Source organism: Candidatus Stoquefichus sp. SB1, assembly GCF_001244545.1.
Taxonomy (GTDB): Bacteria; Bacillota_I; Bacilli_A; order Erysipelotrichales; family Coprobacillaceae; genus Stoquefichus.
Genome location: NZ_LN852695.1, coordinates 1 through 25,402, shown reverse-complemented (window position 1 = coordinate 25,402; position 25,402 = coordinate 1). Strand labels below are relative to the sequence as shown.

Genomic DNA, 25,402 nt, shown 5'->3' with positions numbered 1-25,402 from the left:
GGTAACTATAGGAGGAAAAAGTATGGTTATACAAGTTGCATTGGCAGGAAATCCCAATAGTGGGAAAACAACATTATTTAATGCTTTAACAGGAGCAAATCAATTTGTTGGAAACTGGCCAGGGGTTACAGTTGAGAAAAAAGAAGGAAAATATAAAGGTGATAAAGATATTAAAATTACTGATTTGCCTGGGATTTATTCCTTATCACCTTATACATTAGAAGAAGTTGTTTCTCGTGAGTTTTTATTAAATGAAAAGGTTGATGTTATATTAAATATCATTGATGGTTCTAATTTGGAGCGTAATCTTTATTTAACGACACAATTACTTGAACTGGGAATACCCGTTGTTGTTGCTATTAATATGTTGGATGTTATTGAAAAACGTGGTGATAAAATTGATTATGAAAAGCTTTCAAAGAGATTAGGATGTCCTATTGTTCCTATTTCTGCCCTTAAGAATAAAGGGATTGAGAAAGTGATGGAAAAGGTAAGAGAGAGTGTTCATTGTTCTTTTGAAGTTAAAAATATTTATAATAAGGATATTAATGAAGTCTTAAAACAAATTGGATATTTATTACCTAAAACCATTGATCAAGACAAAAAGTTCTTTTATAGTGTAAAACTGTTTGAACGTGATGATAAAATCATCACATCATTAAAGATAAATATAGATGATGAAAGTTTAATTCAAAAGATTGAAAAGAAATTGGATGATGATAGTGAAAGTATTATTACAGATGCTAGATATACTTATATTACGGATATTATGAAAGACTGTTATGTAAAAGCTAATCGTGAACAATTAACAACATCTGATAAAATTGATAGAATTGTGACAAATCGTATTTTAGCTTTACCTATCTTTGCATTGGTTATGTTTATTGTTTATTATGTATCAGTCACAACAGTTGGAACATTTATAACAGATTGGACAAATGATGTTCTTTTTGGAGAAATCATTCCACCAGCTATTGAAGGCTTTTTAACTGCAATCAATTGTGCGACCTGGTTACAGAGTTTGATTATTGATGGAATTGTTGGTGGAGTTGGAGCAGTATTAGGATTTGTTCCACAGATGCTTGTGTTATTTATTTTCTTAGCTATTTTAGAAGATTGTGGCTATATGGCACGTGTTGCATTTATTATGGATCGTCTCTTTAGAAAATTTGGATTGTCTGGGAAGTCATTTATTCCTATGTTAATTGGTAGTGGTTGTGGGGTCCCAGGAATCATGGCAAGTCGTACAATTGAAAGTGACCGTGATCGTAAGATGACAATCATGACAACAACATTTATCCCTTGTGGAGCAAAACTGCCTATTATTGCATTGATTGCTGGTGCATTATTTAATGGTGCATCATGGGTTTCACCAAGTGCTTATTTCTTAGGTGTCGGAGCGATTATTATTTCAGGTATTATCCTCAAGAAAACAAAAATGTTTGTAGGTGATCCAGCACCATTTGTTATGGAAATGCCTGCTTATCATGCACCAAGAGTAATGAATGTTTTAAGAAGTATGTGGGAAAGAGGCTGGTCTTTCATCAAAAAAGCAGGAACAGTTATCTTGTTATCGACTATAGTCATTTGGTTTTTACAATCATTTGGATTTGAAAATGGTGGCTTTGCTATGGTTGAAGATATTAATCATAGTTTGTTAGCGATGATCGGACAGACTTTTGCATGGATATTTACACCTCTTGGCTGGGGTGAATGGAAAGGTGCAGTAGCAACTATAACTGGTCTTGTTGCTAAAGAAAATGTAGTTGCAACTTTTGGACAGTTGTATGGTTTTGCGGAAGTTGCAGAAGATGGTACAGAGATTTGGGGAACACTAGCCATGAGTTTTACGGCCTTATCTGCATATTCATTCTTAGCATTTAACTTGTTGTGTGCTCCATGTTTTGCAGCTATGGGAGCGATAAAAAGAGAAATGAATAATGGAAAATGGACAGCTTTTGCGATTATCTATCAATGTGTCTTTGCATATGCAGTTGCTTTGATTATTTATCAAATTGGAAACTTTATTCTTTATGGTGTTTTTGGAATCTGGACAGTTGTTGCGTTGATTGTCATCATAGCAGTTATTTACTTATTGCTAAGAAAAGTTAAAACATCAGAAAAACTAGAAGTTCAATATTCTGTCAATTCATAAAAGAAGGTGAATGTGATGAATTTATCAACATTTATAGTCCTATGTATTCTTATTCTCATAGTTATTCAGTGCATAAGAATAATAAGAAAGGATAAGAAAAGTGGAAAATCATGTGGTGGAGATTGTGGTGGTTGTGGCAGTCAATCATTATGTCACCACTCTCAATCGATATTTGAAGAATATAAGAAAGAGCTACATCGTTAGCTCTTATTTTTTTTAAAAAAATAATGATGATATGAAAAGCTAATCATCATTCAAATATAGAATTTCTGTGTATAATAAGTATAAAAAACATTGACAATTCTAGAATATAAGAGTATTATAAATATGTAAGTTAGCATTGACTAACTTCCGTTTGCAACTTATAAGATTATAATAGTCAATCACTATAATTATCCTCATACTCCTATTCATCGTCGTTAAAATTTTATAGCCAAATAAAATAAAGACATACATTATGATTATAGAGATTATCTATTATAGGTTAAAAGAGAGTAATCTTCGGATTGCTTTTTTTCTTTATTTAAAAGATTATAAAATGAAATAATAAAAAGTTGCATTTGAAACATTGATATGTTAATCTAAAACAAGAAATGGGTGATAGAAATGGTAAAAATGTCAGAAAGGCATACAAAAATTTTAGAATTATTAACAGAAACAAAAAAAGTTGCAGTTACAGATTTATCAAGTCTTCTCAATGTATCACAAGTGACGATTCGTAAAGATTTAGATCAATTAGAAAATAAAGGATTAATTGTTAGAGCACATGGCTTTGCAACCTTAAACTCTAGTGATGATATAAATAATCGTTTGGCTTTTCATTATGATATTAAACAAAAAATAGCTAAGTTAGCTTCTCTTGAAGTGGCAGATGGTGAAACTGTCATGATTGAATCAGGATCTTGTTGTGCTTTGTTAGCCTTGGAATTGGCACAAACAAAACAAGATGTTACATTGATAACGAATTCAGCATTTATTGCTGATTATGTGCGTAAAGTTGGGAAAATTCGAATTGTACTTTTAGGTGGAGAATATCAGAAAGAATCACAAGTTATGGTTGGACCAATGGTTAGAAAATGTGCTGAAACATTTTTTGTTGATAAATTTTTTATTGGAACAGATGGTTTTTCTGAAATATCTGGCTTTACAGGAAATGATTATATGAGAAGTGAAACAGTACGAGATTTAACGAGACAAGCAAATAAAGTGGTTGTCTTAACGGAATCATCTAAATTTAATCAAGTAGGAACAGTTAGTCTATTGCCGATTCAAAATATTCATAGTGTCATAACGGATGATGGCATTCCTAAAGATTGTGAAGAATATCTTTTTAATCAAAATGTGATTGTAAAGAAGGTGAATTAATGGAATGTCTGTTTTGTGAGAAAAAAGAATACATATTAGAAAATGAAGTTGGATATGCGATTTTTGATGATAATCCTGTTAGTCAGGGACATATGTTGATTATTCCTAAAAAGCATATTGAACATTTCTTTGTTGCTGATGAACAAACCCGTATTTTACTATTATCATTGCTTGATGAAGCGAAAGCTTATTTAGATAATATGTATCATCCAAATGGATATAACATAGGTATGAATTGTGGTGAAGTTGCAGGACAATCTATTATGCATTTACATATTCATTTGATTCCTCGCTATTTGCATGATTGTGATGATCCTAAAGGTGGTGTTAGAGGTGTTATACCAGAAAAAATGCATTATTAAAAAGGAGCAAGGCTCCTAGAAAAAACAATGAATATGGTGATCAATAAAAATTTGTTGATAATCTTTTAGGTCCTCTGGATGGAGGGCTTTTTTATTTTTAAGTGTATATTCTCGGTTTAACATTTCGTATTTTTTTTCACCAAATTGATGAAAAGGTAATAACTGAACTTGTTTTGCACCAACAGATACTAATAATTCAGCTAGGCCTTTCGCATCATCAATTGAATCATTAAAATCAGGAATAACAGGTATTCTTGGTAAAACTTCAATACCTTGATCAATAGCCCATTTTAGATTTTGAATAATCAGTTCATTATGAACTGCGGTTCCTTGAAAATGCTGAGATGAATTATAATGTTTAACATCAAATAAGAGGAGATCAAACAAAGGGGCTAATTCTTGAAATAAGGTAGGTTCAATATATCCAGTTGTTTCAATAGCAACATGAATGTTTTCTTTTTTTAATTTATGAAGCAGTTCCTTAACAAATCGAGGTTGACTCATTCCCTCACCACCAGAAATGGTTACACCACCATGAGATTCTTCATAAAAATCTATGTCCTGTAAACATATTTTAACAACATTATCAATATCCTGATACTCACCTTCATGACTTAATGCAATATTAGGACATTCATGGATACATTGTAGACAGCCAACACATTTTTCGTGATTAATGATAATTTTATTGTCAAGATGTTGAATGGCATGCTGAGGACAAATTTGTACACAATGCTGGCAGTGACAGCATTTGTCTTGGTCATAAAGTATCTGAATATAATCTAACTGTGATTCGGGATTAGAACACCAAAGACAGCGAAGGGGACAACCTTTTAAGAAAACTGTTGTACGAATACCAGGTCCGTCATGAATACTGAATTTCTGAATATTAAAAATCATTCCTTGTGACATAATTATCGCTCCTTTTCAATATATATTTATCATAGCATGTTCATCTTAGAAAGTAAACAAAATGTTTCAAATGAAACTTTTTAATATTTTGTATGTATTATTTATTGACACGAACAAATAATATGTTATCATATATATGAAAATGAAAGAAATAAAACTTTCAAATGAAATAACGGAGGATAGAAATATGGAAAATAGTGAACACTTTGGAAAATTAACACCAAGAATGAATGAATTTAGAGAAGCAGTTTTAGAAAAGAAACCTTATATCAGTGCTCAAAGGGCTTTGCTTGCAACAGAAGCATACCAGCTTCATCAGAATCAGCCAGCCGTTATGAAACGTGCATTGATGCTGAAAAATATTTTAGAGAAAATGTCTATCTATATTGAAGATGAAACCTTAATTGTTGGAAATCAGGCTGAGTCTAATAAAGATGCACCGATCTTTCCAGAGTATACATTAGAGTTTGTTATGAATGAATTGGATCTGTTTGAAAAAAGAGATGGCGATGTTTTCTATATTACTGAAAAAACAAAGGAAGACTTACGTTCTATTGCTCCATTTTGGGAAAATAATAATCTAAGAGCCAAAGGTGAAGCACTATTGCCTGATGAAGTGAGCGTGTTCATGGAAACTGGTTTCTTTGGAATGGAAGGGAAACTCAATTCTGGTGATGCTCATCTGGCAGTTGACTATCAGACATTACTGGAAATAGGCTTACGAGGATATGAAGAAAGAACACGCAGGTTAAAAGAAGAACTGGATTTATGTGTTGCTGAAAATATCGATAAGTATGTTTTCTATAAAGCAGTATTGATTGTCATTGAAGCAGTCAAGACCTATGCAGAGAGATTTAGTGATTTGGCCAAGGAATTATCAGAGAGTGCTACTGGAAAAAGAAAAGATGAATTATTAGAAATCAGTCAAATTTGTGCCAAGGTTCCTTATGAACCAGCACATAGTTTTAAAGAAGCAATTCAGTCAGTATGGTTTATTCAATTAATATTACAGATTGAATCTAATGGACATTCATTATCATATGGACGCTTTGACCAGTATATGTATCCTTATTTAAAGGCAGATTTAGATAATCAACAGATAACTGAAGATGAAGCAGTTGAACTCCTTACAAACTTATGGATTAAGACACTCACTATCAATAAGGTCAGAAGTCAGGCTCATACCTACAGCAGTGCAGGAAGCCCAATGTATCAGAATGTTACAATCGGAGGACAGACACCTGATAAGCAGTCTGCTGTTAATCAGCTTTCATTCTTAGTATTAAGATCAGTTGCTCAGACAAGACTGCCACAGCCTAACTTGACTGTCAGATATTATGATGGATTGGATAAGGCATTCTTTGATGAATGTATTGAGGTTATGAAACTAGGAACAGGAATGCCAGCGTTCAATAATGATGAAATCATCATTCCATCTTTTATTGATTTAGGTGTCAAAGAGGAAGATGCATACAACTATTCAGCAATTGGCTGTGTTGAAACAGCGGTACCAGGAAAATGGGGATACAGATGTACAGGAATGTCATATCAGAACTTCCCAAGAATACTGCTGGCAGTTATGAATGATGGTGTCGACTTGACTTCGGGAAAACGCTTTGTCAAGGGATACGGATACTTTAAGGATATGAAGTCATTTGAGGAACTGCAGGAGGCATGGGATAAATCAATTCGTGAAATCACACGTCTATCTGTCATTACCGAAAATGCCATAGACCTGGCATCAGAAAGAGATGTACCGGATATATTATGTTCAGCTTTAACTCAGGATTGTATCGGCAGAGGAAAGACAATCAAAGAAGGTGGAGCGGTCTATGACTTTATCTCAGGTTTACAGATTGGAATAGCAAATATGGCAGATAGTCTTGCAGCCATTAAGAAACTTGTCTTTGAAGAGAAAAAAATCACACCAGAGCAGTTATGGAATGCCTTGCAGGATGACTTTACAAGCGAAGAGAATCAGAGAATTCAAAGAATGTTAATCAATGAATCTCCTAAGTATGGCAATGATGATGACTATGTTGATCAGCTGGTTGTTGATGCATATGATTCATATATTGATGAGATCAAGAAATATCCAAGTACACGTTATAACAGAGGACCTATTGGAGGAATCCGTTATGCTGGAACATCTTCAATCTCAGCAAATGTAGGACAGGGATTAGGAACCATGGCAACACCAGATGGACGTAAGGCGAAGACACCACTTGCTGAAGGATGCTCACCAGCCCATGCGATGGATAAAAGCGGGCCAACAGCAGTCTTCAAGACAGTATCGAAATTACCGACTCATGAAATTACAGGTGGCGTCTTATTGAATCAGAAAGTGACACCACAAATGCTATCAACAGAAGAGAACAAGCAAAAACTAGAAATGATGATCAGGACATTCTTCAATAGATTGCATGGATATCATGTTCAATACAACGTAGTATCTAGAGATACACTGATAGATGCACAGAAGAATCCAGAAAAGCATAGAGACCTGATTGTCCGTGTAGCAGGTTATTCAGCATTCTTCAATGTACTCTCAAAAGCCACACAGGATGATATTATTGAAAGAACTGAACAAACATTATAAGAAACTGAAGAAAATTCAGTTTCTTTTCTTTTAGACAAAATAAAACTCATGATAGCTTCTATCATGAGTGAAAGATAATATAGTTATTTAAAGGATATTAATGATCTAATCTTTTTAAGCAAAATTCTACCCAACCAATAGGAATAAACAAAAATACAACTTGAATGCTTAAAATAGTAATCAACAAACTGCCTTCATCAATTGTGATACGAGGAAGTAAAAAGATTGTAACTAAAACCAATACAATACCAACAAGTAACCATGTTTTTCCTAAGCAGACTTGTGCATAAGTCCATGCATCTTGATTAGCCATACTTCTTTTACTGCGATAACCATATACATTGTTTATTGTTTGAGGTGGAGCAAACCACATTAACAAACCAAAAATAATCATAATACCAGGAATAAAAAATGAAAATAACTTTATAAATAATGACATAATCATTCCTTCTTTCTTAATATTATTATACGCTTTTATTATCAATAATGGTTAAAAAATGATTTATCATTTTATAACCGTATATTTTTTTTGATATGAACAATACTTATAGAGAAAAGATGGTTTTACATAATCTTAACAAGTTTTATACAAAACTTTGCTATTTCATAAGATTAAAAAGAGATAAACTGTAGATGTCTCAAAGGACAGATGATATATGAAAGAAGGATATAAAAAAATGAAAAAATTAGGAGCTTTATTATTAGCATGTGTGTTAAGTATGAGCTTAGTTGGTTGTGGAAATAATGATGCAGACACAACTGGGGGAGACAATGCTAACACAAACATTAGTGGAAAAGTCAGTTTAGATGGTTCAACATCAATGGAAAAATTGGTAACTGCTTTGTCTGAAGCAATTAAAGAAGATTATCCAAATTTAACATTAGAAGCACAATTTACAGGGTCAGGAACAGGAATTAAGTCAGCTATCGCTGGAACAGCTGATATTGGAAATTCATCAAGAGCTTTGAAAGATGAAGAAAAATCAGATGGTTTAGTAGAAAATATTGTTGCGATTGATGGTATTGCTGTGATTGTTGATAAAAACAATACAGTCACAAATTTAACAAAAGAACAATTAGCAAAAATCTATACTGGTGAAGTGACAAACTGGAAAGAAGTTGGTGGAGCTGATCAAAAAATCGTAGTTGTTGGTCGTGAAGACGGTTCAGGAACAAGAGATGGTTTTGAAGATATCTTAGAGATCAAAGGGAAATGTAAATATGCCAATACTTTAAATGAAACAGGAGCAGTTGTGGCAAAAGTTCAAGAAACTGCTGGAGCTATTGGATATGCATCTTTAGATACTGTAGAAGGTAAAGATACAGTAAAAGTTCTTTCTTTAGAAGGTGTTGCACCAAGTGAAGCAACTATCTTAGATAAAACTTATGCATTACAAAGACCATTTGTGATGGCTACAAAAGGTGAAATCAGTGCTCAAAAAGCAGAAGTAAAAGCAGTATTTGATTTCATTGCAAGTGATAAAGGGCAAGCTGTTATTAAAAAAGTTGGACTTGTTGTTCCACAAAAATAGTTGAATGTTAAGGAAGTCAATTGATGGCTTCCTTTTTCTATTTACCTGAATAAATAAACTTTGGTCAGTTGTGCATAGGAGGCATGTGAACAAAAAAACATTTATTATTTTGCGGTTGTTAGAAAGTGTAAAAATATCCGCTGAAATTCCTTTTTTAATTCAAGCCACAAAAATCATTGAAAATGTTTTATACTTAAAATAGTACAACAATGTACACATTAATAGACGTATATATAAGAACATAAAAAAAGGAAATATCTAAATATATAGTCTATTTCCTTATGATTATTCTAATTATCAGTTCGTTATTTAATGTGTACCTTTACGAACAGAAAGAGAGGAAGGAATAAATGAAATATCATTTAAAAAGGAAGTACAGATTAAAAGCCAATTCATTTATAGTTATGCAGTTTAAGATATGGTGTAGTGTATTGTTAGTCATTACTGGTTCATCATATATGCTTAAGAATGCTTATGCTGTAGATGAAACACATTGGAAAATAGGAGTAACAGGTGAAGAGGATTCTGTTGTTGCTGATTATGATTATGCTACGACAACACTAACAATTAGTGGAACAGGAACGATGAAAGAAATTTATAGTAATGGGAAAGTACCGTGGTATAAACATTACAACTCTATAACAAGGGTTGAAATAAAAGACAATGTAACAGCAACGAGTTTACATAGAATGTTCTTTAATTTAACAAAACTCACAGCAATCAAAGGATTAGATAAGTTAAGCACAAGTCAAGTGACTGATATGAATAGTATGTTTAAAGGGTGTCAGGCTTTAGAAGCATTAGATGTATCCACATTTGATACAAGTCGAGTGACTGATATGAGTAGTATGTTTGATAGTTGTCGGGCTTTAAAAGAATTGGATGTATCCACATTTGATACAAGTCAAGTGACTAATATGAGTATGATGTTTTATGATTGTCAGTTATTAACTGCATTAGATCTATCTTGTTTTGATACAAGTAAAGTCACTGATGTGAGTTATATGTTCGATAATTGTCTAGCTTTAAAAGAATTAAATGTATCCACATTTGACACAAGTCAAGTGACTGATATGAGTCGTATGTTTAATAGTTGTCAAACTTTAGAAGAATTAGATGTTTCTACATTTAATACAGGACAAGTCACTAATATGAGTAGTATGTTTGATAATTGTCAGACTTTAGAGGAATTAGATGTATCACATTTTGATACAAGCAAAGTCACTAATATGAATAGTATGTTTTCTAATTGTCAATCATTAACCAGATTAGATATATCTCAATTTGATACAAGTCAAGTGACTGATATGAAGGCTATGTTTGCTTTTTGTAAAAAAATAATTGAATTAGATGTATCATCTTTTAATGTAGAGAAAGTTGAAAATATGAGTGGTATGTTTGAATCGTGCTATTTATTAAAAGAAATTGATTTATTCAGTTTTGATAAAAGTAAAAATAAAGAATTTTCAGCCATGTTTGAGGATTGCCAATCACTTGTTAGAATAAAAGGGTTAGTCTTTTCAAATGTTAATTCTGCGACTCCTTATATTTTTGGTAATACCCCTAACTTATCTCAAATTCAAGTCAAGACAGCAAAAGAATTGGATGTTCCTGTTGATGCCGATCATTTATGGATTGATGAAAATGGGAATCCATTAACACTTGATGGTAATAATGCAATTATTCCGGTATCGGATGAATATAAGACTTATACATTAACACCTGCTATTACTCATAATATTACGTATGAATTAGATGGTGGAACTTTAGAAAGTAAACAAGATAAATTTGAAATCCTAGAAGGGTATGAATTACCTGTACCTACTAAAAATGGATATATCTTTGATGGATGGTATGACAGTGAAGCTTTTGATAAGAAAATGACGAAGATAGAGAAATATACATTAGAAGATAAAACTGTTTATGCCAAATGGATTAAGAAAGCAGAATTACAAGCAAATAACTTTAATGTGAAGTTATCAAGTGAAACTTATACAGGAAATGAAATCACCTATACAATAACATCTTTACTTGAAGGCGTTGGTACACCACAAGTCAAAAAAATAGAAAAGAATGGTGTTGAAGTGAGTAAAGTTAAAGATGCAGGTACATATAAAATGACATTTGATGTGGCTGAAGGAAACATATATTTAGGAGCAAAAGGTTTAACATTAGAGTTTACAATTAAAGAGAAACCTAGTGATCCAATAATAAAACCAGACAAAACAACACCAAATAATTCTAAACCAACAATACCGGAAATAAAACCACAAGAAACAACGGATGTTAAAACAGGAGATAATAGCTCTATAATATTGTATAGTGGAATGATATTAGCAGGATTAGCTGTAATGACTTGTTTTAAAAGAAAAAAAGAATAAAACAAAAAGAAGCTGTAATGAAATAATTCTTTAAAAGGTTATTTGTTCAGCTTTTTAATTTTTGTATTATGTATATTTTTAACGTAATCTTAACATACTTTATACAAAATGTTGATATTTAGATGGAATGAAAAGATATAAACTGAGAGAGAATTTAAGGAATGAAACATTCAAAAGGAGTTTACTATGGAAAAAGGGATTGTATCTATCTTAAGTAATAGAAAAACAAAATCAATGGTTGAAAAAATAGCAAGTTATATTTTTACAGTTTGTGCAATTGTTTCAATTGTTGCTGTGGCATCTATTACAATCTATATGTTTATATCAGGGACTCCAGCTATATTTAAAGTTGGATTAACAGAAATATTATTTAGCAATGTTTGGACACCAACAGCCCAGATACCTCAATATGGGATTCTTAATATTATCTTAACATCTATAGTCGGTGTTTTCCTGGCTATTTGTATAGGTGTGCCAATTGGTATTTTAACAGCAGTGAATCTTTCTGAAATTGCTAATCCAAGAGTGAGAAATATTGTCAAATCAGCAGTTGAACTTTTGGCTGGTATTCCTTCAGTTGTTTATGGACTGATAGGTATTCTCATTATTACACCATTAATGTATAAATTAGAATTATTTATCTTTGCATCATCTTCAACACATCAGTTTACAGGTGGATCGAACTTAATTTCAGCAATTCTTGTTTTAGCCATTATGATTTTACCTACGCTAATTAATATCACAGAAACATCTTTAAGAAGTGTTCCAGATGATTATCGTAAAAGTTCATTAGCCCTAGGTGCAAGTCAAATGCAAACAATTTTTAAAGTTGTATTACCAGCGGCTAAGAATGGAATTATGTCAGCCATTGTTTTAGGTGTTGGTCGTGCAATCGGTGAAGCGATGGCAATCTTGCTGGTTGCAGGAAATTCTGTAAATTTTCCATTACCATTTAATTCAGTCCGATTTTTAACGACAGGGATTGTTTCTGAAATGGGATATGCAGCAGGAGTACATCGTGAGGTATTGTTCACAATTGGACTCGTCCTCTTTATATTTATTATTGGGATTAACCTGATTTTAACATTTGTCCTGAAAGGTGGAAAACAAGATGGAGAATAGTATTTATAATAAAAAGAGTCGTTTAAGTGATAACATTCTTTATATACTTATTCAACTGTGCACTTTTTTATCAGTATTATTATTAGTGGTTATTATTGGATATATCTGTTTTCAGGGAATTCCTCATTTCTCATTTGATTATTTAATTAATAAAACGAGTGTTCTGGAAAATACGGTAGGTATTTTACCTAATATTATCAATACAATTTATATGATTGTTGTGACATTACTGATTGCTGGTCCAATTAGTATCGGTGGTGCAATTTATCTAAATGAATATGCAACAAATAAAAAATTTGTTGAATTAGTCTCATTTACAACTGAAGTTTTAGCAGGAATACCATCAATTATTTATGGCTTATTTGGTATGTTATTCTTTGGTGGTTTTCTAAAATTAGGTTATTCAATACTAACGGGTGCTCTCACACTAGCAATTATGATTTTACCAATTATTGCCCGTAATACTCAAATTGCTTTACAGGCAGTTCCTAAAAGTTATCGTGAAGCAGCGTTAGGAATTGGGGCTACAAAATGGTATATGATTCGTACAGTCTTATTACCAAGTGCAATACCTGGTATTTTAACTGGAATTATTCTTGCGATGGGAAGAATTGTTGCTGAATCAGCAGCATTATTGTTTACAGCTGGAAGTTTTAGTCAGTTACCAACAAATGTTTTTTCTCATTTGTTTTCTAGTGGGGGAACATTAACAATTCAGTTGTATTTGGAAATGGCAAAAGCAAATTATGAATCAGCATTTGTAATTGCATTGATTTTAATTGTTATTGTGTTGATATTGAATATGACAGCAAAATGGATTTCTAAAAAATTTGATGTAAATAAGGTGGATTAAAAGATGAATACAAAAATTGAAGCTAAGAATTTAAATCTTTTCTATGGTGAGAAGCATGCTTTAAAAGATGTGAATTTAAATATTGAAAAAAATAAGATAACAGCTTTTATTGGACCGTCAGGATGTGGGAAGTCAACTTTCTTAAAGACACTGAATAGAATGAATGATTATGTTAAGAATGTTAAGATTACTGGTGAAGTGACTTTGGATGATGAAAATATTTATGATGCACGTGTCGATACAACTGTATTAAGAAAAAAAGTAGGAATGGTTTTTCAGCAGCCCAATCCATTTCCAATGAGTATTTATGATAATGTCGCTTATGGACCAAGAATTCATGGCATTAAAAATAAAAAACAATTAGATGAAATTGTCGAAAAAAGTTTAAAAGCAGCAGCATTATATGAAGAAGTGTCAGACCGTTTGCATTCATCAGCTTTAGGGTTATCAGGAGGGCAACAACAACGTTTATGTATTGCTAGATGTTTAGCGGTAGAACCAGAAGTTATCTTATTAGATGAACCAACAAGTGCATTAGACCCAATTTCAACATTAAAGATTGAAGAGTTATTAATGGAATTAAAAAATAAATACACAATTGCGATTGTAACACACAATATGCAACAAGCATCACGTATTGCCGATTACACAGCTTTCTTCCTCGTTGGGGAAATGGTTGAATATGGGAAAACAAAGGATATTTTCTCATTACCACAAGATAAACGTACCGAAGATTATATTACTGGACGTTTTGGTTAATATTGTGTTTTGGTGTAAAAACAAATATAATGGAGGTATAGAAAGATGATGAGAACTTTATTTGATTCAGAACTAAGTAAATTAAATGTGGATTTAACAAAGATGGGACATTTGGTTGAAGTGTCTATTGAAAATATGATTGATGCTTTTAAACATCAGGATAAAGTTTTGGCAAAAGAGATTATGAATAATGATCGCTTAATTAATGATATGGAAAGATCAATTGAATCCAGAGCATTTAATCTGATTTTAAGACAACAACCAATTGCTAGTGATTTAAGAAATGTTACATCAGCATTAAAGATTGTGACTGATTTAGAGAGAATTGGTGATCAGGCGGCAGATATAGCTGAGATTTTATTGAATTTTGAAGGTGAACATGCTTATCGAACTGTAGAACATATTCCAATGATGGCTAAAAAAGCCAAACTAATGGTTCATGAAGCGATTGATGCTTTTATTAAAAAAGATTTATCAACAGCTCAGATGGTTATGAAAATGGATGATGAAATTGATGCTTTATTTCAAGAAGTGAAACAGGAAGTCACAGACATTCTTAAAGAAAATAGTGAAAGAATCGATTATTGTATAGATTTTTTGATGATTGCCAAATATTTGGAAAGAGTTGGGGATCATGCTGTGAATATATGTGAATGGTTAGAATTTAATCAAACAGGGGCAGTCAATGATCAAAGACTGATTTAGGAGGATGGAAATGAACGAGCGCATATTTGTTATAGAGGATGATGAAAATATTCAGGAAATTGTGAAATTGTCATTAGAATCAAATGGCTATCAAGTCACTTTGTTTGATAATGCCATTGATGCTATTGTTGCAATCCATGATGAAACACCAGATTTGGCTATTTTTGATGTGATGTTGCCACAAATGGATGGTATAACAGCAGTTAAGAAAATCAGGGAAACAAATCATTATATGCCAATTTTAATATTGAGTGCAAAAGATAGTGAAATCGATAAAATTCATGGATTAGATAGTGGCAGTGATGATTATATGACAAAGCCATTTGGAGTGCTTGAATTATGTGCTCGTGTTCGTACATTGTTGAGAAGAGCTCAACCTAAGTCAAAGATTATGAAAACACCAACATTAACAATTGATAAATCAACACATACAGTTAAACAAAATGATGTGGTTATTGATTTGACACATAAAGAGTATCAGTTGCTATTGTATTTAATAGAAAATAAGGAACGTGTTGTTGAAAGAGATGAATTATTAAATAATATTTGGGGTTATGATTTTATTGGGGAATCAAGAGCACTTGATGTGCATATACGTTCACTTCGTAAAAAGTTTAATGACGATGGTGAAAAATATATAAAAACAATTCGTTCAGTTGGATATCGCTTTATAGAAAAGGAGGATAAATATGACTAAGTCTATCCTCCATTATTTTATTGTCATTGTTATTGTGGCATTGTTGAGCAGTTGTTTTATTTCAGCAACCTTAATATCAAATAGTCTTCTTGCAACAACAAAGCAAGATATGTTGTATTCATTAAAGTTAATTGATTATGCTATAGATTATCAAAAACCATTAGAAGAACAAATTGAAAAATTAAATCCTTTGGCTTATTCTGATCAAACACGTATAAGTGTGATTGATATTCAAGGAAATGTTGTTGCTGATACAGTCTCAGAATCTATTTCAGAAAATCATTTGGCAAGACAGGAAGTTCAAGAAGCTATCAAATATAAGGAAGGTTATGCCCAAAGGCGTTCTGAAACAACGAATGAAAATATGCTTTATGCTGCTATTTCTCATCAGGACTATATTGTTCGTTTGTCAATACCCTATAATGGATTAATTGATCATATTCCAGCATTGATTCCTGCTTTGTCAATGAGTGCGGTTGTTTCTTTTGGAATTGCTTATGTTCTATCAAGAAAACTTGCTTTTACTATATCTAAACCAATCATTGAAATTAGTGAAAGTTTAGATCAAATGAGTGATGATTTTCGTTTTGATTTAAAACAGTATGATTATCAAGAATTTAATATTATTGTTGATACAATTCATAATCTTTCTCATCGTTTACGTAAATCTATGCGTGAAGTGAAACTTGAACGTATTAAAATGGATGAAATTTTAAAACAGATGAATGAGGGCTTTGTTTTATTAGATGAAAATTATAAAGTTTTAAGTATTAATGCAAAAGCTATTTCTATATTAGGAAATATGAAACCATATGATCAATTTATGGATTATCTTTATTATCCTGATATCATAAATGCTTTAGAAAATAATGTACCTAAACAAGAAATTCAAATCAAAATCAATCATAGTATTTATGCTTGTTATATTTCAAGAATTGATTTAGGGACGACACTTCTTTTTGTTGATATTACAGTTGCTAAAAAAGCGGAAAAGATGCGTAGTGAGTTTTTCTCTAATGTTTCACATGAATTAAAAACGCCAATGACATCTATTCGAGGATATAGTGATTTATTAACTCAAGGTTTAGTTGTGGATGAACATCAAAAACAGATGATGCTTGAAAAGATTCAAAATGAGGTAACGAATATGTCCACTTTAATTAATGATATATTGATGTTATCAAGAATTGAAAATATGGATATTGAAGTTGAAATGATGCCGATGAAAATGAAAAGTGTAGTTGATGAAGTTTTAGAAAGTTATGATGTAGAAATTTCAAAGCATGATATTACAGTTTGTACTGATTTTGCAGATATGACTTATATTGGAAATCATCAGCAAATTTATACACTTTTAAATAATCTGATAGGAAATGCTATTAAATATAATAAGGATCACGGATATGTAGAGGTGGTTATTGAACCATTAGATGAAGCGATGAAGATTGTTGTGAAAGATACAGGAATTGGTATTCCTTTGGCTGATCAAGCACGTGTTTTTGAAAGATTTTATCGCGTTGATAAAGGAAGAAGTAAGCAAAGAGGAGGAACTGGACTAGGGTTGGCTATTGTCAAGCACATCGTTTCTCATTATAAAGGGACGATTCATTTAAGCAGTGAGCTAGAACATGGTACAACGATAGAAATTATTTTACCACAACAGGTATTAAACAAATAAAGTTTAAAACTTCCTTTTTCTGTTAAGAATGTAAGTGGTGATAAACATGAATCAGTCATATTGGCAAAAAACATCGAAAAAAAGAATAAGTCAAACAATTCAAACAGATATATCAACTGATATTGTTATTATTGGTGGTGGATTAAGTGGTGTTGCTTTGGCATATCAATTAAAAGATAGCCCATTTCAAGTCATTGTATTAGATAAGGATGAAATGGGAAGTCATACAAGTGGTCATACAACAGCCAAAATAACGACTTTGCATGATACTTTATATCGTGATATTGTAAAGCATTATGATATCCATCAGGCTTATTTATATTATCAAGCCAATCAAAACGCTCTAAATGAAATAAAAAGTATTATTCAGAAAGAAAAAATTGCATGTGATTTTAAGGAAAATACATCATTTATTTATACAGATGATCCTGGGTATGTATCACTTATTGATGATATGGATAAAATATTTCGTTCATTACGTGTGAAAACAGTGAAAGATGAAAAACACCTCGCTTCAATTGGCCTAGAACATCAAGCAATTTTTCATCCGCTTAAGTATCTATATAGTCTTATTCAAATTTGTGAAAAAAAGGGTGTCTCCTTTTATGAACATAGTGAAGTGACACGAATTGAAAGAAAAGATGATTCTTTTTTGTTGGATGTTAATAACCATCGTATTCAATGTCGATATCTTATTCATGCGACGAGATATCCGTTTATAAAAAAAGGTTTTTATTTTCTTAAATTGTTTCAAGAAAAAGAATATGTGGATTATGTGGATGAGCAAAAGGGAAATGAGAGTTATTTATGTGTGGATGAAACAAAGAGTTATCGACCTTTGCCTCATAATGATAGCTTAGTTATTCATCGTGATTCTAAGGATTGGTATGCTCAAGATAGCATTCCATTAAGAGGTATTCCTTATATAGGGCGTTTGAATAAGTATACAAATGAATTTGTTATTTATGGTTTTCAAAAGTGGGGCATGACATTATCGCAGGTAGCTGCAAAATTAATTTGTGATTTAATTTTAGAAAGAGACAATCCTTATGAAGAACTCTTTTCTTGTCATTATTTTTCAATGTCGTTTTCAAAAAAATATCAGTATAAAATGTGGCAGGAATCAAAACGGGGAATGATTACAAATCGTTTTCAAAACAAATCAATTGCTGTTTTGGATTGTCAAGATGGAATGGTTACAAGGATAAATGGACATTTAACTGCAGTGTACAAGGATAAGAAAGGACAATTACACTATTTGTCTCCTTATTGTCCGCATTTAAAATGTATTGTGGAATTTCAAAAAAAGGATCAAACTTGGAGATGCCCGTGTCATCAATCTATTTATGATGCTTATGGACAATTGTTAGAAGGCCCAAGTCTTTATCCATTAGAAAAGAAAAATCAATAAACTTTACGTTTTTTAAATCGTAAAGTTTTTTCAATTATAGATAAAATATCTCCTATGTTATTTAAAGTTTGTATATTCGTGGCAATGTTAATCAAAATGGATTATAATAATAACATGCATGAGGAGGAAAGTTATGAAGAAAATATTATCAATAATAGTGATGATGAGTATGTTTTTGGTAGGATGTTCAACATCATCAAAGAAAACAGAAGAGGTAAAAATACTAACCCCTAATGGGGCTCCGGCTTTGTCTCTTTTGGGGGTTTATGAAGAAGTAATGAAAAAAGGTTCGATTCGTATTGTTGAAGGCAGTGATTTGTTAAGTAGCGAATTGATAAAAAGTGATAGTGAGTATGATGTTATTGTTGCACCTATTAATTTAGGCTGCCAATTGCTGGCAAAGGGAAAAACGGAGTATAAATTGGCTGGTGTTTTAACTTGGGGAAATCTTTATTTGATTCAAAACGAAGCAGTTAATAATAATGAATTGGCAGCGTTTGGAGAACAAGCTGTACCTGGGAAGATTTTCAATCTTGTAAAAGATTCAAATGATATCATGAAAAATGCAAAAACAACTTATTATAATGCGGTTAGCGATGTTCAGGCGCAAGTGCTGGCAGGTAAATGTGAATATGCTCTCATGGCTGAACCAGCAGCAACGGCTACAATTGCGAAAGCAAAACAGAATGGAAAGACATTAAAGATTGTTGCATCTTTACAGGATTTGTATCAAAAACAATCAGGATCAAAACAAACGGGTTATCCACAAGCAGCTTTGTTTGTTAAGAATAAAGCAGATGTAAAAGAGTTGTTATCTCAAATTGATACATTTACAAATACGGATGCTGTTAAAGAAAATAATCAAATTGAAGAACTGGTTGAGAAAATCGGAGCTGAAACATTTGGAGTGCCAAGTGCAGCAATTGCGTCAAAAACATGGAATAATCAAAATATCCATTATCAAGATGCAAGTTCAGTAAAAGAAGATGTGCAATCAATTTTAAAGGCTTTTCAAATTGATTATAGTGATGATATGTTAGCAAACTAATGAAACATAAGATTCATTTAACGATTTATTTATTGTTGATTTGGCAATTATTAGCAGTTGCTATTCATAATGATATTATTATTCCTTATCCTTTAGTCACTTTAAAAAGAATGTTTGAAATGTTATTGATGCCAGATTTTTATCAAACGCTTCTTATGACATTGTCGCATGTTATTATTGTTGTATTAGTGAGTGTGATAATGGCATTTGGATTGGCATATGTGGCTTATCGTTTCTCTATTATAGAGATATATGTTTCGCCTGTTTTATCTATTTTACAAGCAGTACCTAATATATCGTTTATTATATTGGTGTTATTGTGGGCATCATCTTTACAAACAGTATATGTTGTTTTGTTTCTGGTTGTCTTTCCATTATTATATAATCATTTCATCTCAGGGTTTGAAAATATTGGAAGTGATTTAGAAGATGTTATTCTTTTATATCATCCACCATTTTTTGATAAAATGATTCATGTCTACTTACCACTTATTATGCCGAATTTTTTATCGGGGATAAAAAGCTCGTTGAGCTTAGGGGTAAAAGTTGCTGTAATGGCAGAAATATTGGCAGGACTTCCATATGGTGTAGGGAGAGCAATTAATTTTGCAAGGATACAATTTGATATGATCGGTGTCTTTTCATGGACGATATGGTTGGTTATTATGATATTATTTATTGATTATTTGTTGGATAAGCTTATTCGTAGTGAATGAGCTTTTTCATTTTTTATTGATAAATACAGACAAAAAACGACTGCGAAAAAAATCGAAAAGAAAGGTTAAAATAAAAAATAAAAAAAGATGAAAAAAAGACTTGCAAAAGGGTAAAGGAGATGATATTATAGATGAGCACTCGAGAGAGAGGGCAAGGGACATTGAAAACTAAACAGAAACACGTCAAAAAGAGAAAGAAGAAACAAAGAGAGTCAAGAGAACAAGAAATTGTTTAGGAGATAGACAATGGAGAGTTTGATCCTGGCTCAGGATGAACGCTGGCGGCGTGCCTAATACATGCAAGTCGAACGCACTGATTAATCAGTGAGTGGCGAACGGGTGAGTAATACATAAGTAACCTGGCCTTGTGAGGGGGATAACTGCTGGAAACGGCAGCTAAGACCGCATAGGCAGAGGGGTCGCATGACCTCACTGTTAAATATCCCACGGGATAGCAGAAGGATGGACTTATGGCGCATTAGCTAGTTGGTGAGGTAGAGGCTCACCAAGGCGACGATGCGTAGCCGACCTGAGAGGGTGGACGGCCACACTGGGACTGAGACACGGCCCAGACTCCTACGGGAGGCAGCAGTAGGGAATTTTCGGCAATGGGCGAAAGCCTGACCGAGCAACGCCGCGTGAGGGAGGAAGTACTTCGGTATGTAAACCTCTGTTATAAAGGAAGAACGGCATATGTAGGGAATGACATATGAGTGACGGTACTTTATGAGGAAGCCACGGCTAACTACGTGCCAGCAGCCGCGGTAATACGTAGGTGGCGAGCGTTATCCGGAATCATTGGGCGTAAAGAGGGAGCAGGCGGCAATAGAGGTCTGCGGTGAAAGCCCGAAGCTAAACTTCGGTAAGCCGTGGAAACCAAATAGCTAGAGAGCAGCAGAGGATCGTGGAATTCCATGTGTAGCGGTGAAATGCGTAGATATATGGAGGAACACCAGTGGCGAAGGCGACGATCTGGGCTGCAACTGACGCTCAGTCCCGAAAGCGTGGGGAGCAAATAGGATTAGATACCCTAGTAGTCCACGCCGTAAACGATGAGTACTAAGTGTTGGGGGTCAGACCTCAGTGCTGCAGTTAACGCAATAAGTACTCCGCCTGAGTAGTACGTTCGCAAGAATGAAACTCAAAGGAATTGACGGGGGCCCGCACAAGCGGTGGAGCATGTGGTTTAATTCGAAGCAACGCGAAGAACCTTACCAGGTCTTGACATACCGATAAAAGCCTCAGAGATGAGGAAATAGCTATATCGGATACAGGTGGTGCATGGTTGTCGTCAGCTCGTGTCGTGAGATGTTGGGTTAAGTCCCGCAACGAGCGCAACCCCTGTTGCCAGTTACCATCATTAAGTTGGGGACTCTGGCGAGACTGCCTCTGCAAGGAGGAGGAAGGCGGGGATGACGTCAAATCATCATGCCCCTTATGACCTGGGCTACACACGTGCTACAATGGACGGATCAGAGGGAAGCGAGACCGCGAGGTGGAGCGAAACCCATAAACCCGTTCTCAGTTCGGACTGCAGTCTGCAACTCGACTGCACGAAGCTGGAATCGCTAGTAATCGCGAATCAGAATGTCGCGGTGAATACGTTCTCGGGCCTTGTACACACCGCCCGTCACACCATGAGAGTTGGTAACACCCGAAGCCGGTGGCCTAACCGCAAGGAAGGAGCTGTCTAAGGTGGGACTGATGATTGGGGTGAAGTCGTAACAAGGTATCCCTACGGGAACGTGGGGATGGATCACCTCCTTTCTAGGGAGAAGAGAAGACGTGGAGATCTGTTTAGTTTTGAATGTGCGTTGCGTGCATTCAAGGCAGGAACATTGAAAACTGAATAGCAAACTAGCAAAAACTTTTTACAACAGAAAAGAAGATAGATGAAGAAGAAACGAGATCAGGAAAGAGATTGAAGGTCGATTCATCTAGTTGCAAAAAACTAAGATAAACAAAAGAGAAAACAAGAAAAAGAACTTGAACACTTTAGGTTAAGCAAGAAAGAGCGTATGGCGGATGCCTAGGCACTAGGAGGCGAAGAAGGACGCAGCAAACGGCGAAACGCGGCGGCGAGCAGTAAGCAGGCTAAGACCCGCTGATGTCCGAATGGGGGAACCCGGCACATCGAGAGGTGTGTCATCATGCATTGAATATATAGATGCATGAGGCAAGACGCAGGGAACTGAAACATCTCAGTACCTGCAGGAGAAGAAAGTAAGAACGATTCCGTAAGTAGCGGCGAGCGAAAGCGGAGGAGCCCAAACCATCATAGCGATGGGGTTATAGGGGTGTCAGCAAAGTTGAGCGAGCATGATAGGAGAAGCGCAGGGGAAGGCGCAGCGAAGAGGGTGAAACTCCCGTATCCGAAATTGTGGGAGTGAGACGAGACAGACCCTGAGTACGTCGGGGCACGTGGAATCCTGACGGAATTATCGAGGACCATCTCGAAAGGCTAAATACTCCCTAGTGACCGATAGTGAACCAGTACCGTGAGGGAAAGGTGAAAAGAACCCCGGGAGGGGAGTGAAAGAGAACCTGAAACCATATGCTTACAAGAAGTCAGAGCCCGTTAAAGGGTGATGGCGTGCCTTTTGTAGAATGAGCCGGCGAGTTATGATATGGAGCGAGGTTAAGCAGGAGATGCGGAGCCGAAGCGAAAGCGAGTCTGAAAAGGGCGGAAGTTGCATGTCATAGACCCGAAACCGAGTGATCTAGCCATGATCAGGTTGAAGTTGGGGTAAAACCCGATGGAGGACCGAACCGACCCCCGTTGAAACGTTGGCGGATGAATTGTGGCTAGGGGTGAAATTCCAAACGAACTCGGAGATAGCTGGTTCTCCCCGAAATAGCTTTAGGGCTAGCGTCGCAGGAAGTGTCATGAAGGTAGAGCACTGAATATGTGATGGCCTCATCCCGAGGTACTGAGCATAATCAAACTCCGAATGTCATGAAGACATATGCGGCAGTCAGACTGCGGGTGATAAGGTCCGTAGTCAAGAGGGAAACAGCCCAGACCATCAGCTAAGGTCCCAAAATATATGCTAAGTGGAAAAGGATGTGGAGATGTCCAGACAACTAGGAGGTTGGCTCAGAAGCAGCCATCCTTTAAAGAGTGCGTAACAGCTCACTAGTCGAATGACTCTGCGCCGAAAATTTACCGGGGCTAAGCATAATACCGAAGCTATGGATTTATACGAAGTATAAGTGGTAGGGGAGCGTTCCTGACAGCGAGGAAGCATGATCGCAAGGACATGTGGAGCGTCAGGAAGAGAGAATGCCGGTGTGAGTAGCGGAACGTGGGTGAGAATCCCACGCACCGAAAACCCAAGGTTTCCAGAGGAAGGTTCGTCCGCTCTGGGTAAGTCGGGGCCTAAGGCGAGGCCGAGAGGCGTAGTCGATGGATAACGGGTGGAGATTCCCGTACCTGGCGAAGAGGCAATGGAGTGACGGAGAAGGCTAGGCGATCCAGCTGCTGGAATAGCTGGTGCAAGCGAGGTAGGGGACATCCAGGCAAATCCGGATGTTGAAACCCGAAGGCGTGAAGCGTATGGAACATTACGATAAGTACAGAAGTCGCCAAAGCAAGCTTCCAAGAAAAGCTTCTAGCAATAAACTCTTTGTCAGCCCGTACCGAAAATGGACACACATGGGTGAGGAGAGAATCCTAAGGTGAGCGAGAGAACTATAGCTAAGGAACTCTGCAAAATGACTCCGTAACTTCGGGATAAGGAGTGCTCAGTGAAAGCTGAGCCGCAGTAAAACGGCCCAAGCGACTGTTTACCAAAAACACAGCTCTCTGCCAAGACGCAAGTCGAAGTATAGGGGGTGACGCCTGCCCGGTGCTGGAAGGTTAAGAGGAGTTGTCATCCGCAAGGAGAAGCAATGAATTGAAGCCCCAGTAAACGGCGGCCGTAACTATAACGGTCCTAAGGTAGCGAAATTCCTTGTCAGGTAAGTTCTGACCCGCACGAAAGGCGTAACGATTTGGGCGCTGTCTCAGCTGTAGACTCGGTGAAGTCTTAGTACCTGTGAAGATGCAGGTTACCCGCGACTAGACGGAAAGACCCCATGGAGCTTTACTGTAGCTTGATATTGGATCTTGATGCATGATGTACAGGATAGGTAGGAGACTGAGAGACGGATACGCCAGTATTCGAGGAGTCGCCGTTGGGATACTACCCTTGATGCATTGAGGTTCTAACCGGACATCGTGAAGCCGATGACGGGACAGTGTCAGGTGGGCAGTTTGACTGGGGCGGTCGCCTCCCAAAGAGTAACGGAGGCGCCCAAAGATACCCTCAGCATGGATGGAAACCATGCGCAGAGTGCAAAGGCAAAAGGGTGTTTGACTGCGAGACCAACAAGTCGAGCAGGGACGAAAGTCGGGCTTAGTGATCCGGCGGTGCCGAATGGAAGGGCCGTCGCTCAACGGATAAAAGCTACCCTGGGGATAACAGGCTGATCTCCCCCAAGAGTTCACATCGACGGGGAGGTTTGGCACCTCGATGTCGGCTCATCGCATCCTGGAGCTGAAGTCGGTTCCAAGGGTTGGGCTGTTCGCCCATTAAAGCGGTACGCGAGCTGGGTTCAGAACGTCGTGAGACAGTTCGGTCCCTATCTGTCGTGGGCGTAGGAAGTTTGAGGAGAGCTGCCCTCAGTACGAGAGGACCGGGGTGGACAGACCAATGGTGCACCAGTTGTCACGCCAGTGGCACAGCTGGGTAGCTAAGTCTGGAAGGGATAAACGCTGAAGGCATCTAAGTGTGAAGCCCCCTCCAAGATGAGACTTCCCATTCAAAGCGAAGTAAGACCCCTCTAAGACGAAGAGGTAGATAGGTCATAGGTGCAAGCATAGCGATATGCTGAGCTGAATGATACTAATCGGTCGAGGGCTTAGCCTAGAAGAAGGGTTCAAGGAGAAAGAAGCTAGAGAGCTGTTCAGTTTTGAGTGCTCGTGCATTCAGGAGAAGGAAAGAGATCCGGTGGCGATAGGGTGATGGAGACACCTGTACCCATACCGAACACAGAAGTTAAGCATCACAGCGGCGAAGATAGTGCGCAAGTGCGACAATAGCAGGCTGCCGGTTCAATCCGGGAG

18 protein-coding genes and 3 rRNA genes are annotated in these 25,402 nt (G+C 35.7%); 19 read left to right on the top strand and 2 right to left on the bottom strand.

The features are described from left to right. The first annotated feature begins 22 nt into the window (after window positions 1-22). From feoB to BN1865_RS08210, 4 genes are all read left to right on the top strand, one after another. Entirely contained in the window at window positions 23-2,155 is a 2,133-nt protein-coding gene (gene feoB, locus BN1865_RS08225; protein WP_050636787.1) for a ferrous iron transport protein B, read from the top strand. A 15-nt stretch (window positions 2,156-2,170) separates the two neighbouring features. Next, window positions 2,171-2,359, top strand: a complete 189-nt coding sequence (locus BN1865_RS08220; RefSeq protein ID WP_050636786.1) for a FeoB-associated Cys-rich membrane protein — start codon at window positions 2,171-2,173, stop codon at window positions 2,357-2,359. Between the two features lie 411 nt (window positions 2,360-2,770). Beyond that, window positions 2,771-3,520 (top strand): DeoR/GlpR family DNA-binding transcription regulator, encoded by a 750-nt coding sequence (locus tag BN1865_RS08215; RefSeq protein ID WP_050637554.1) that lies wholly within the window; start codon window positions 2,771-2,773, stop codon window positions 3,518-3,520. Beyond that, entirely contained in the window at window positions 3,520-3,882 is a 363-nt protein-coding gene (locus BN1865_RS08210; RefSeq protein ID WP_050636785.1) for an HIT family protein, read from the top strand. The genes BN1865_RS08215 and BN1865_RS08210 overlap by 1 nt, the downstream gene beginning before the upstream one ends. Window positions 3,883-3,897: 15 nt before the next feature. Here BN1865_RS08210 and BN1865_RS08205 read toward each other — a convergent pair whose 3' ends face one another. Beyond that, on the bottom strand, window positions 3,898-4,794 hold the full coding sequence (locus tag BN1865_RS08205) for a glycyl-radical enzyme activating protein (RefSeq protein WP_050636784.1): 897 nt from the start codon (window positions 4,792-4,794) through the stop codon (window positions 3,898-3,900). A gap of 187 nt (window positions 4,795-4,981) precedes the next feature. Here BN1865_RS08205 and BN1865_RS08200 point away from each other — a divergent pair, with 187 nt between their 5' ends. Continuing rightward, window positions 4,982-7,393, top strand: a complete 2,412-nt coding sequence (locus BN1865_RS08200; RefSeq protein WP_050636783.1) for a glycyl radical protein — start codon at window positions 4,982-4,984, stop codon at window positions 7,391-7,393. A gap of 97 nt (window positions 7,394-7,490) precedes the next feature. Here BN1865_RS08200 and BN1865_RS08195 read toward each other — a convergent pair whose 3' ends face one another. After that, entirely contained in the window at window positions 7,491-7,832 is a 342-nt protein-coding gene (locus BN1865_RS08195; RefSeq protein ID WP_050636782.1) for an SdpI family protein, read from the bottom strand. A 238-nt stretch (window positions 7,833-8,070) separates the two neighbouring features. Between BN1865_RS08195 and BN1865_RS08190 the strand changes: the two genes are divergently transcribed. The 14 genes from BN1865_RS08190 to rrf all read left to right on the top strand — a co-directional run bounded on the left by BN1865_RS08190 (window position 8,071) and on the right by rrf (window position 25,391). Then, the gene (locus tag BN1865_RS08190; protein ID WP_198527265.1) at window positions 8,071-8,925 is read left to right on the top strand and encodes a phosphate ABC transporter substrate-binding protein; all 855 of its coding nucleotides are present in this window, start codon (window positions 8,071-8,073) and stop codon (window positions 8,923-8,925) included. A 350-nt stretch (window positions 8,926-9,275) separates the two neighbouring features. After that, window positions 9,276-11,306: a BspA family leucine-rich repeat surface protein gene (locus tag BN1865_RS08185; protein ID WP_050636780.1), complete on the top strand. Its 2,031-nt coding sequence runs from the start codon at window positions 9,276-9,278 to the stop codon at window positions 11,304-11,306. 186 nt (window positions 11,307-11,492) lie between these two features. Further along, on the top strand, window positions 11,493-12,428 hold the full coding sequence (pstC, locus tag BN1865_RS08180) for a phosphate ABC transporter permease subunit PstC (RefSeq protein ID WP_050636779.1): 936 nt from the start codon (window positions 11,493-11,495) through the stop codon (window positions 12,426-12,428). Then, window positions 12,418-13,281, top strand: coding sequence for a phosphate ABC transporter permease PstA (gene pstA / locus BN1865_RS08175; protein WP_050636778.1), 864 nt, complete (start codon window positions 12,418-12,420; stop codon window positions 13,279-13,281). Before pstC ends, pstA begins: the two co-directional genes overlap by 11 nt. A gap of 3 nt (window positions 13,282-13,284) precedes the next feature. Further along, entirely contained in the window at window positions 13,285-14,040 is a 756-nt protein-coding gene (gene pstB / locus BN1865_RS08170; RefSeq protein WP_050636777.1) for a phosphate ABC transporter ATP-binding protein PstB, read from the top strand. A 45-nt stretch (window positions 14,041-14,085) separates the two neighbouring features. Further along, the gene (gene phoU, locus BN1865_RS08165; protein ID WP_050636776.1) at window positions 14,086-14,745 is read left to right on the top strand and encodes a phosphate signaling complex protein PhoU; all 660 of its coding nucleotides are present in this window, start codon (window positions 14,086-14,088) and stop codon (window positions 14,743-14,745) included. A gap of 10 nt (window positions 14,746-14,755) precedes the next feature. After that, entirely contained in the window at window positions 14,756-15,442 is a 687-nt protein-coding gene (locus tag BN1865_RS08160; protein WP_050636775.1) for a response regulator transcription factor, read from the top strand. Next, the gene (locus BN1865_RS08155; protein WP_050636774.1) at window positions 15,435-17,120 is read left to right on the top strand and encodes a sensor histidine kinase; all 1,686 of its coding nucleotides are present in this window, start codon (window positions 15,435-15,437) and stop codon (window positions 17,118-17,120) included. Before BN1865_RS08160 ends, BN1865_RS08155 begins: the two co-directional genes overlap by 8 nt. Before the next feature lie 46 nt (window positions 17,121-17,166). Beyond that, complete coding sequence (locus tag BN1865_RS08150) at window positions 17,167-18,531, top strand: FAD-dependent oxidoreductase (protein ID WP_050636773.1); 1,365 nt, start codon at window positions 17,167-17,169, stop codon at window positions 18,529-18,531. A gap of 133 nt (window positions 18,532-18,664) precedes the next feature. Then, on the top strand, window positions 18,665-19,579 hold the full coding sequence (locus BN1865_RS08145) for a hypothetical protein (RefSeq protein WP_050636772.1): 915 nt from the start codon (window positions 18,665-18,667) through the stop codon (window positions 19,577-19,579). Continuing rightward, window positions 19,579-20,295 (top strand): ABC transporter permease, encoded by a 717-nt coding sequence (locus BN1865_RS08140; RefSeq protein ID WP_050636771.1) that lies wholly within the window; start codon window positions 19,579-19,581, stop codon window positions 20,293-20,295. The genes BN1865_RS08145 and BN1865_RS08140 overlap by 1 nt, the downstream gene beginning before the upstream one ends. A 243-nt stretch (window positions 20,296-20,538) precedes the next feature. Continuing rightward, a 16S ribosomal RNA gene (locus BN1865_RS08135) occupies window positions 20,539-22,062 on the top strand. Between the two features lie 231 nt (window positions 22,063-22,293). Next, a 23S ribosomal RNA gene (locus BN1865_RS08130) occupies window positions 22,294-25,205 on the top strand. A 77-nt stretch (window positions 25,206-25,282) separates the two neighbouring features. Beyond that, a 5S ribosomal RNA gene (gene rrf, locus BN1865_RS08125) occupies window positions 25,283-25,391 on the top strand. The 16S, 23S and 5S rRNA genes sit together here, the layout of an rRNA operon. The last annotated feature ends 11 nt before the right edge of the window (window positions 25,392-25,402 follow it).

Coding starts and splice junctions, on each gene's coding strand:
- BN1865_RS08150 (WP_050636773.1), top strand. CDS start 17,167: ATGAATCAGTCATATTGGCAAAAAACATCGAAAAAAAGAATAAGTCAA.
- pstA (WP_050636778.1), top strand. CDS start 12,418: ATGGAGAATAGTATTTATAATAAAAAGAGTCGTTTAAGTGATAACATT.
- BN1865_RS08205 (WP_050636784.1), bottom strand. CDS start 4,794: ATGTCACAAGGAATGATTTTTAATATTCAGAAATTCAGTATTCATGAC.
- pstB (WP_050636777.1), top strand. CDS start 13,285: ATGAATACAAAAATTGAAGCTAAGAATTTAAATCTTTTCTATGGTGAG.
- phoU (WP_050636776.1), top strand. CDS start 14,086: ATGATGAGAACTTTATTTGATTCAGAACTAAGTAAATTAAATGTGGAT.
- pstC (WP_050636779.1), top strand. CDS start 11,493: ATGGAAAAAGGGATTGTATCTATCTTAAGTAATAGAAAAACAAAATCA.
- BN1865_RS08185 (WP_050636780.1), top strand. CDS start 9,276: ATGAAATATCATTTAAAAAGGAAGTACAGATTAAAAGCCAATTCATTT.
- BN1865_RS08190 (WP_198527265.1), top strand. CDS start 8,071: ATGAAAAAATTAGGAGCTTTATTATTAGCATGTGTGTTAAGTATGAGC.
- BN1865_RS08145 (WP_050636772.1), top strand. CDS start 18,665: ATGAAGAAAATATTATCAATAATAGTGATGATGAGTATGTTTTTGGTA.
- BN1865_RS08155 (WP_050636774.1), top strand. CDS start 15,435: ATGACTAAGTCTATCCTCCATTATTTTATTGTCATTGTTATTGTGGCA.
- BN1865_RS08220 (WP_050636786.1), top strand. CDS start 2,171: ATGAATTTATCAACATTTATAGTCCTATGTATTCTTATTCTCATAGTT.
- BN1865_RS08215 (WP_050637554.1), top strand. CDS start 2,771: ATGTCAGAAAGGCATACAAAAATTTTAGAATTATTAACAGAAACAAAA.
- BN1865_RS08200 (WP_050636783.1), top strand. CDS start 4,982: ATGGAAAATAGTGAACACTTTGGAAAATTAACACCAAGAATGAATGAA.
- feoB (WP_050636787.1), top strand. CDS start 23: ATGGTTATACAAGTTGCATTGGCAGGAAATCCCAATAGTGGGAAAACA.
- BN1865_RS08210 (WP_050636785.1), top strand. CDS start 3,520: ATGGAATGTCTGTTTTGTGAGAAAAAAGAATACATATTAGAAAATGAA.
- BN1865_RS08160 (WP_050636775.1), top strand. CDS start 14,756: ATGAACGAGCGCATATTTGTTATAGAGGATGATGAAAATATTCAGGAA.
- BN1865_RS08195 (WP_050636782.1), bottom strand. CDS start 7,832: ATGTCATTATTTATAAAGTTATTTTCATTTTTTATTCCTGGTATTATG.
- BN1865_RS08140 (WP_050636771.1), top strand. CDS start 19,579: ATGAAACATAAGATTCATTTAACGATTTATTTATTGTTGATTTGGCAA.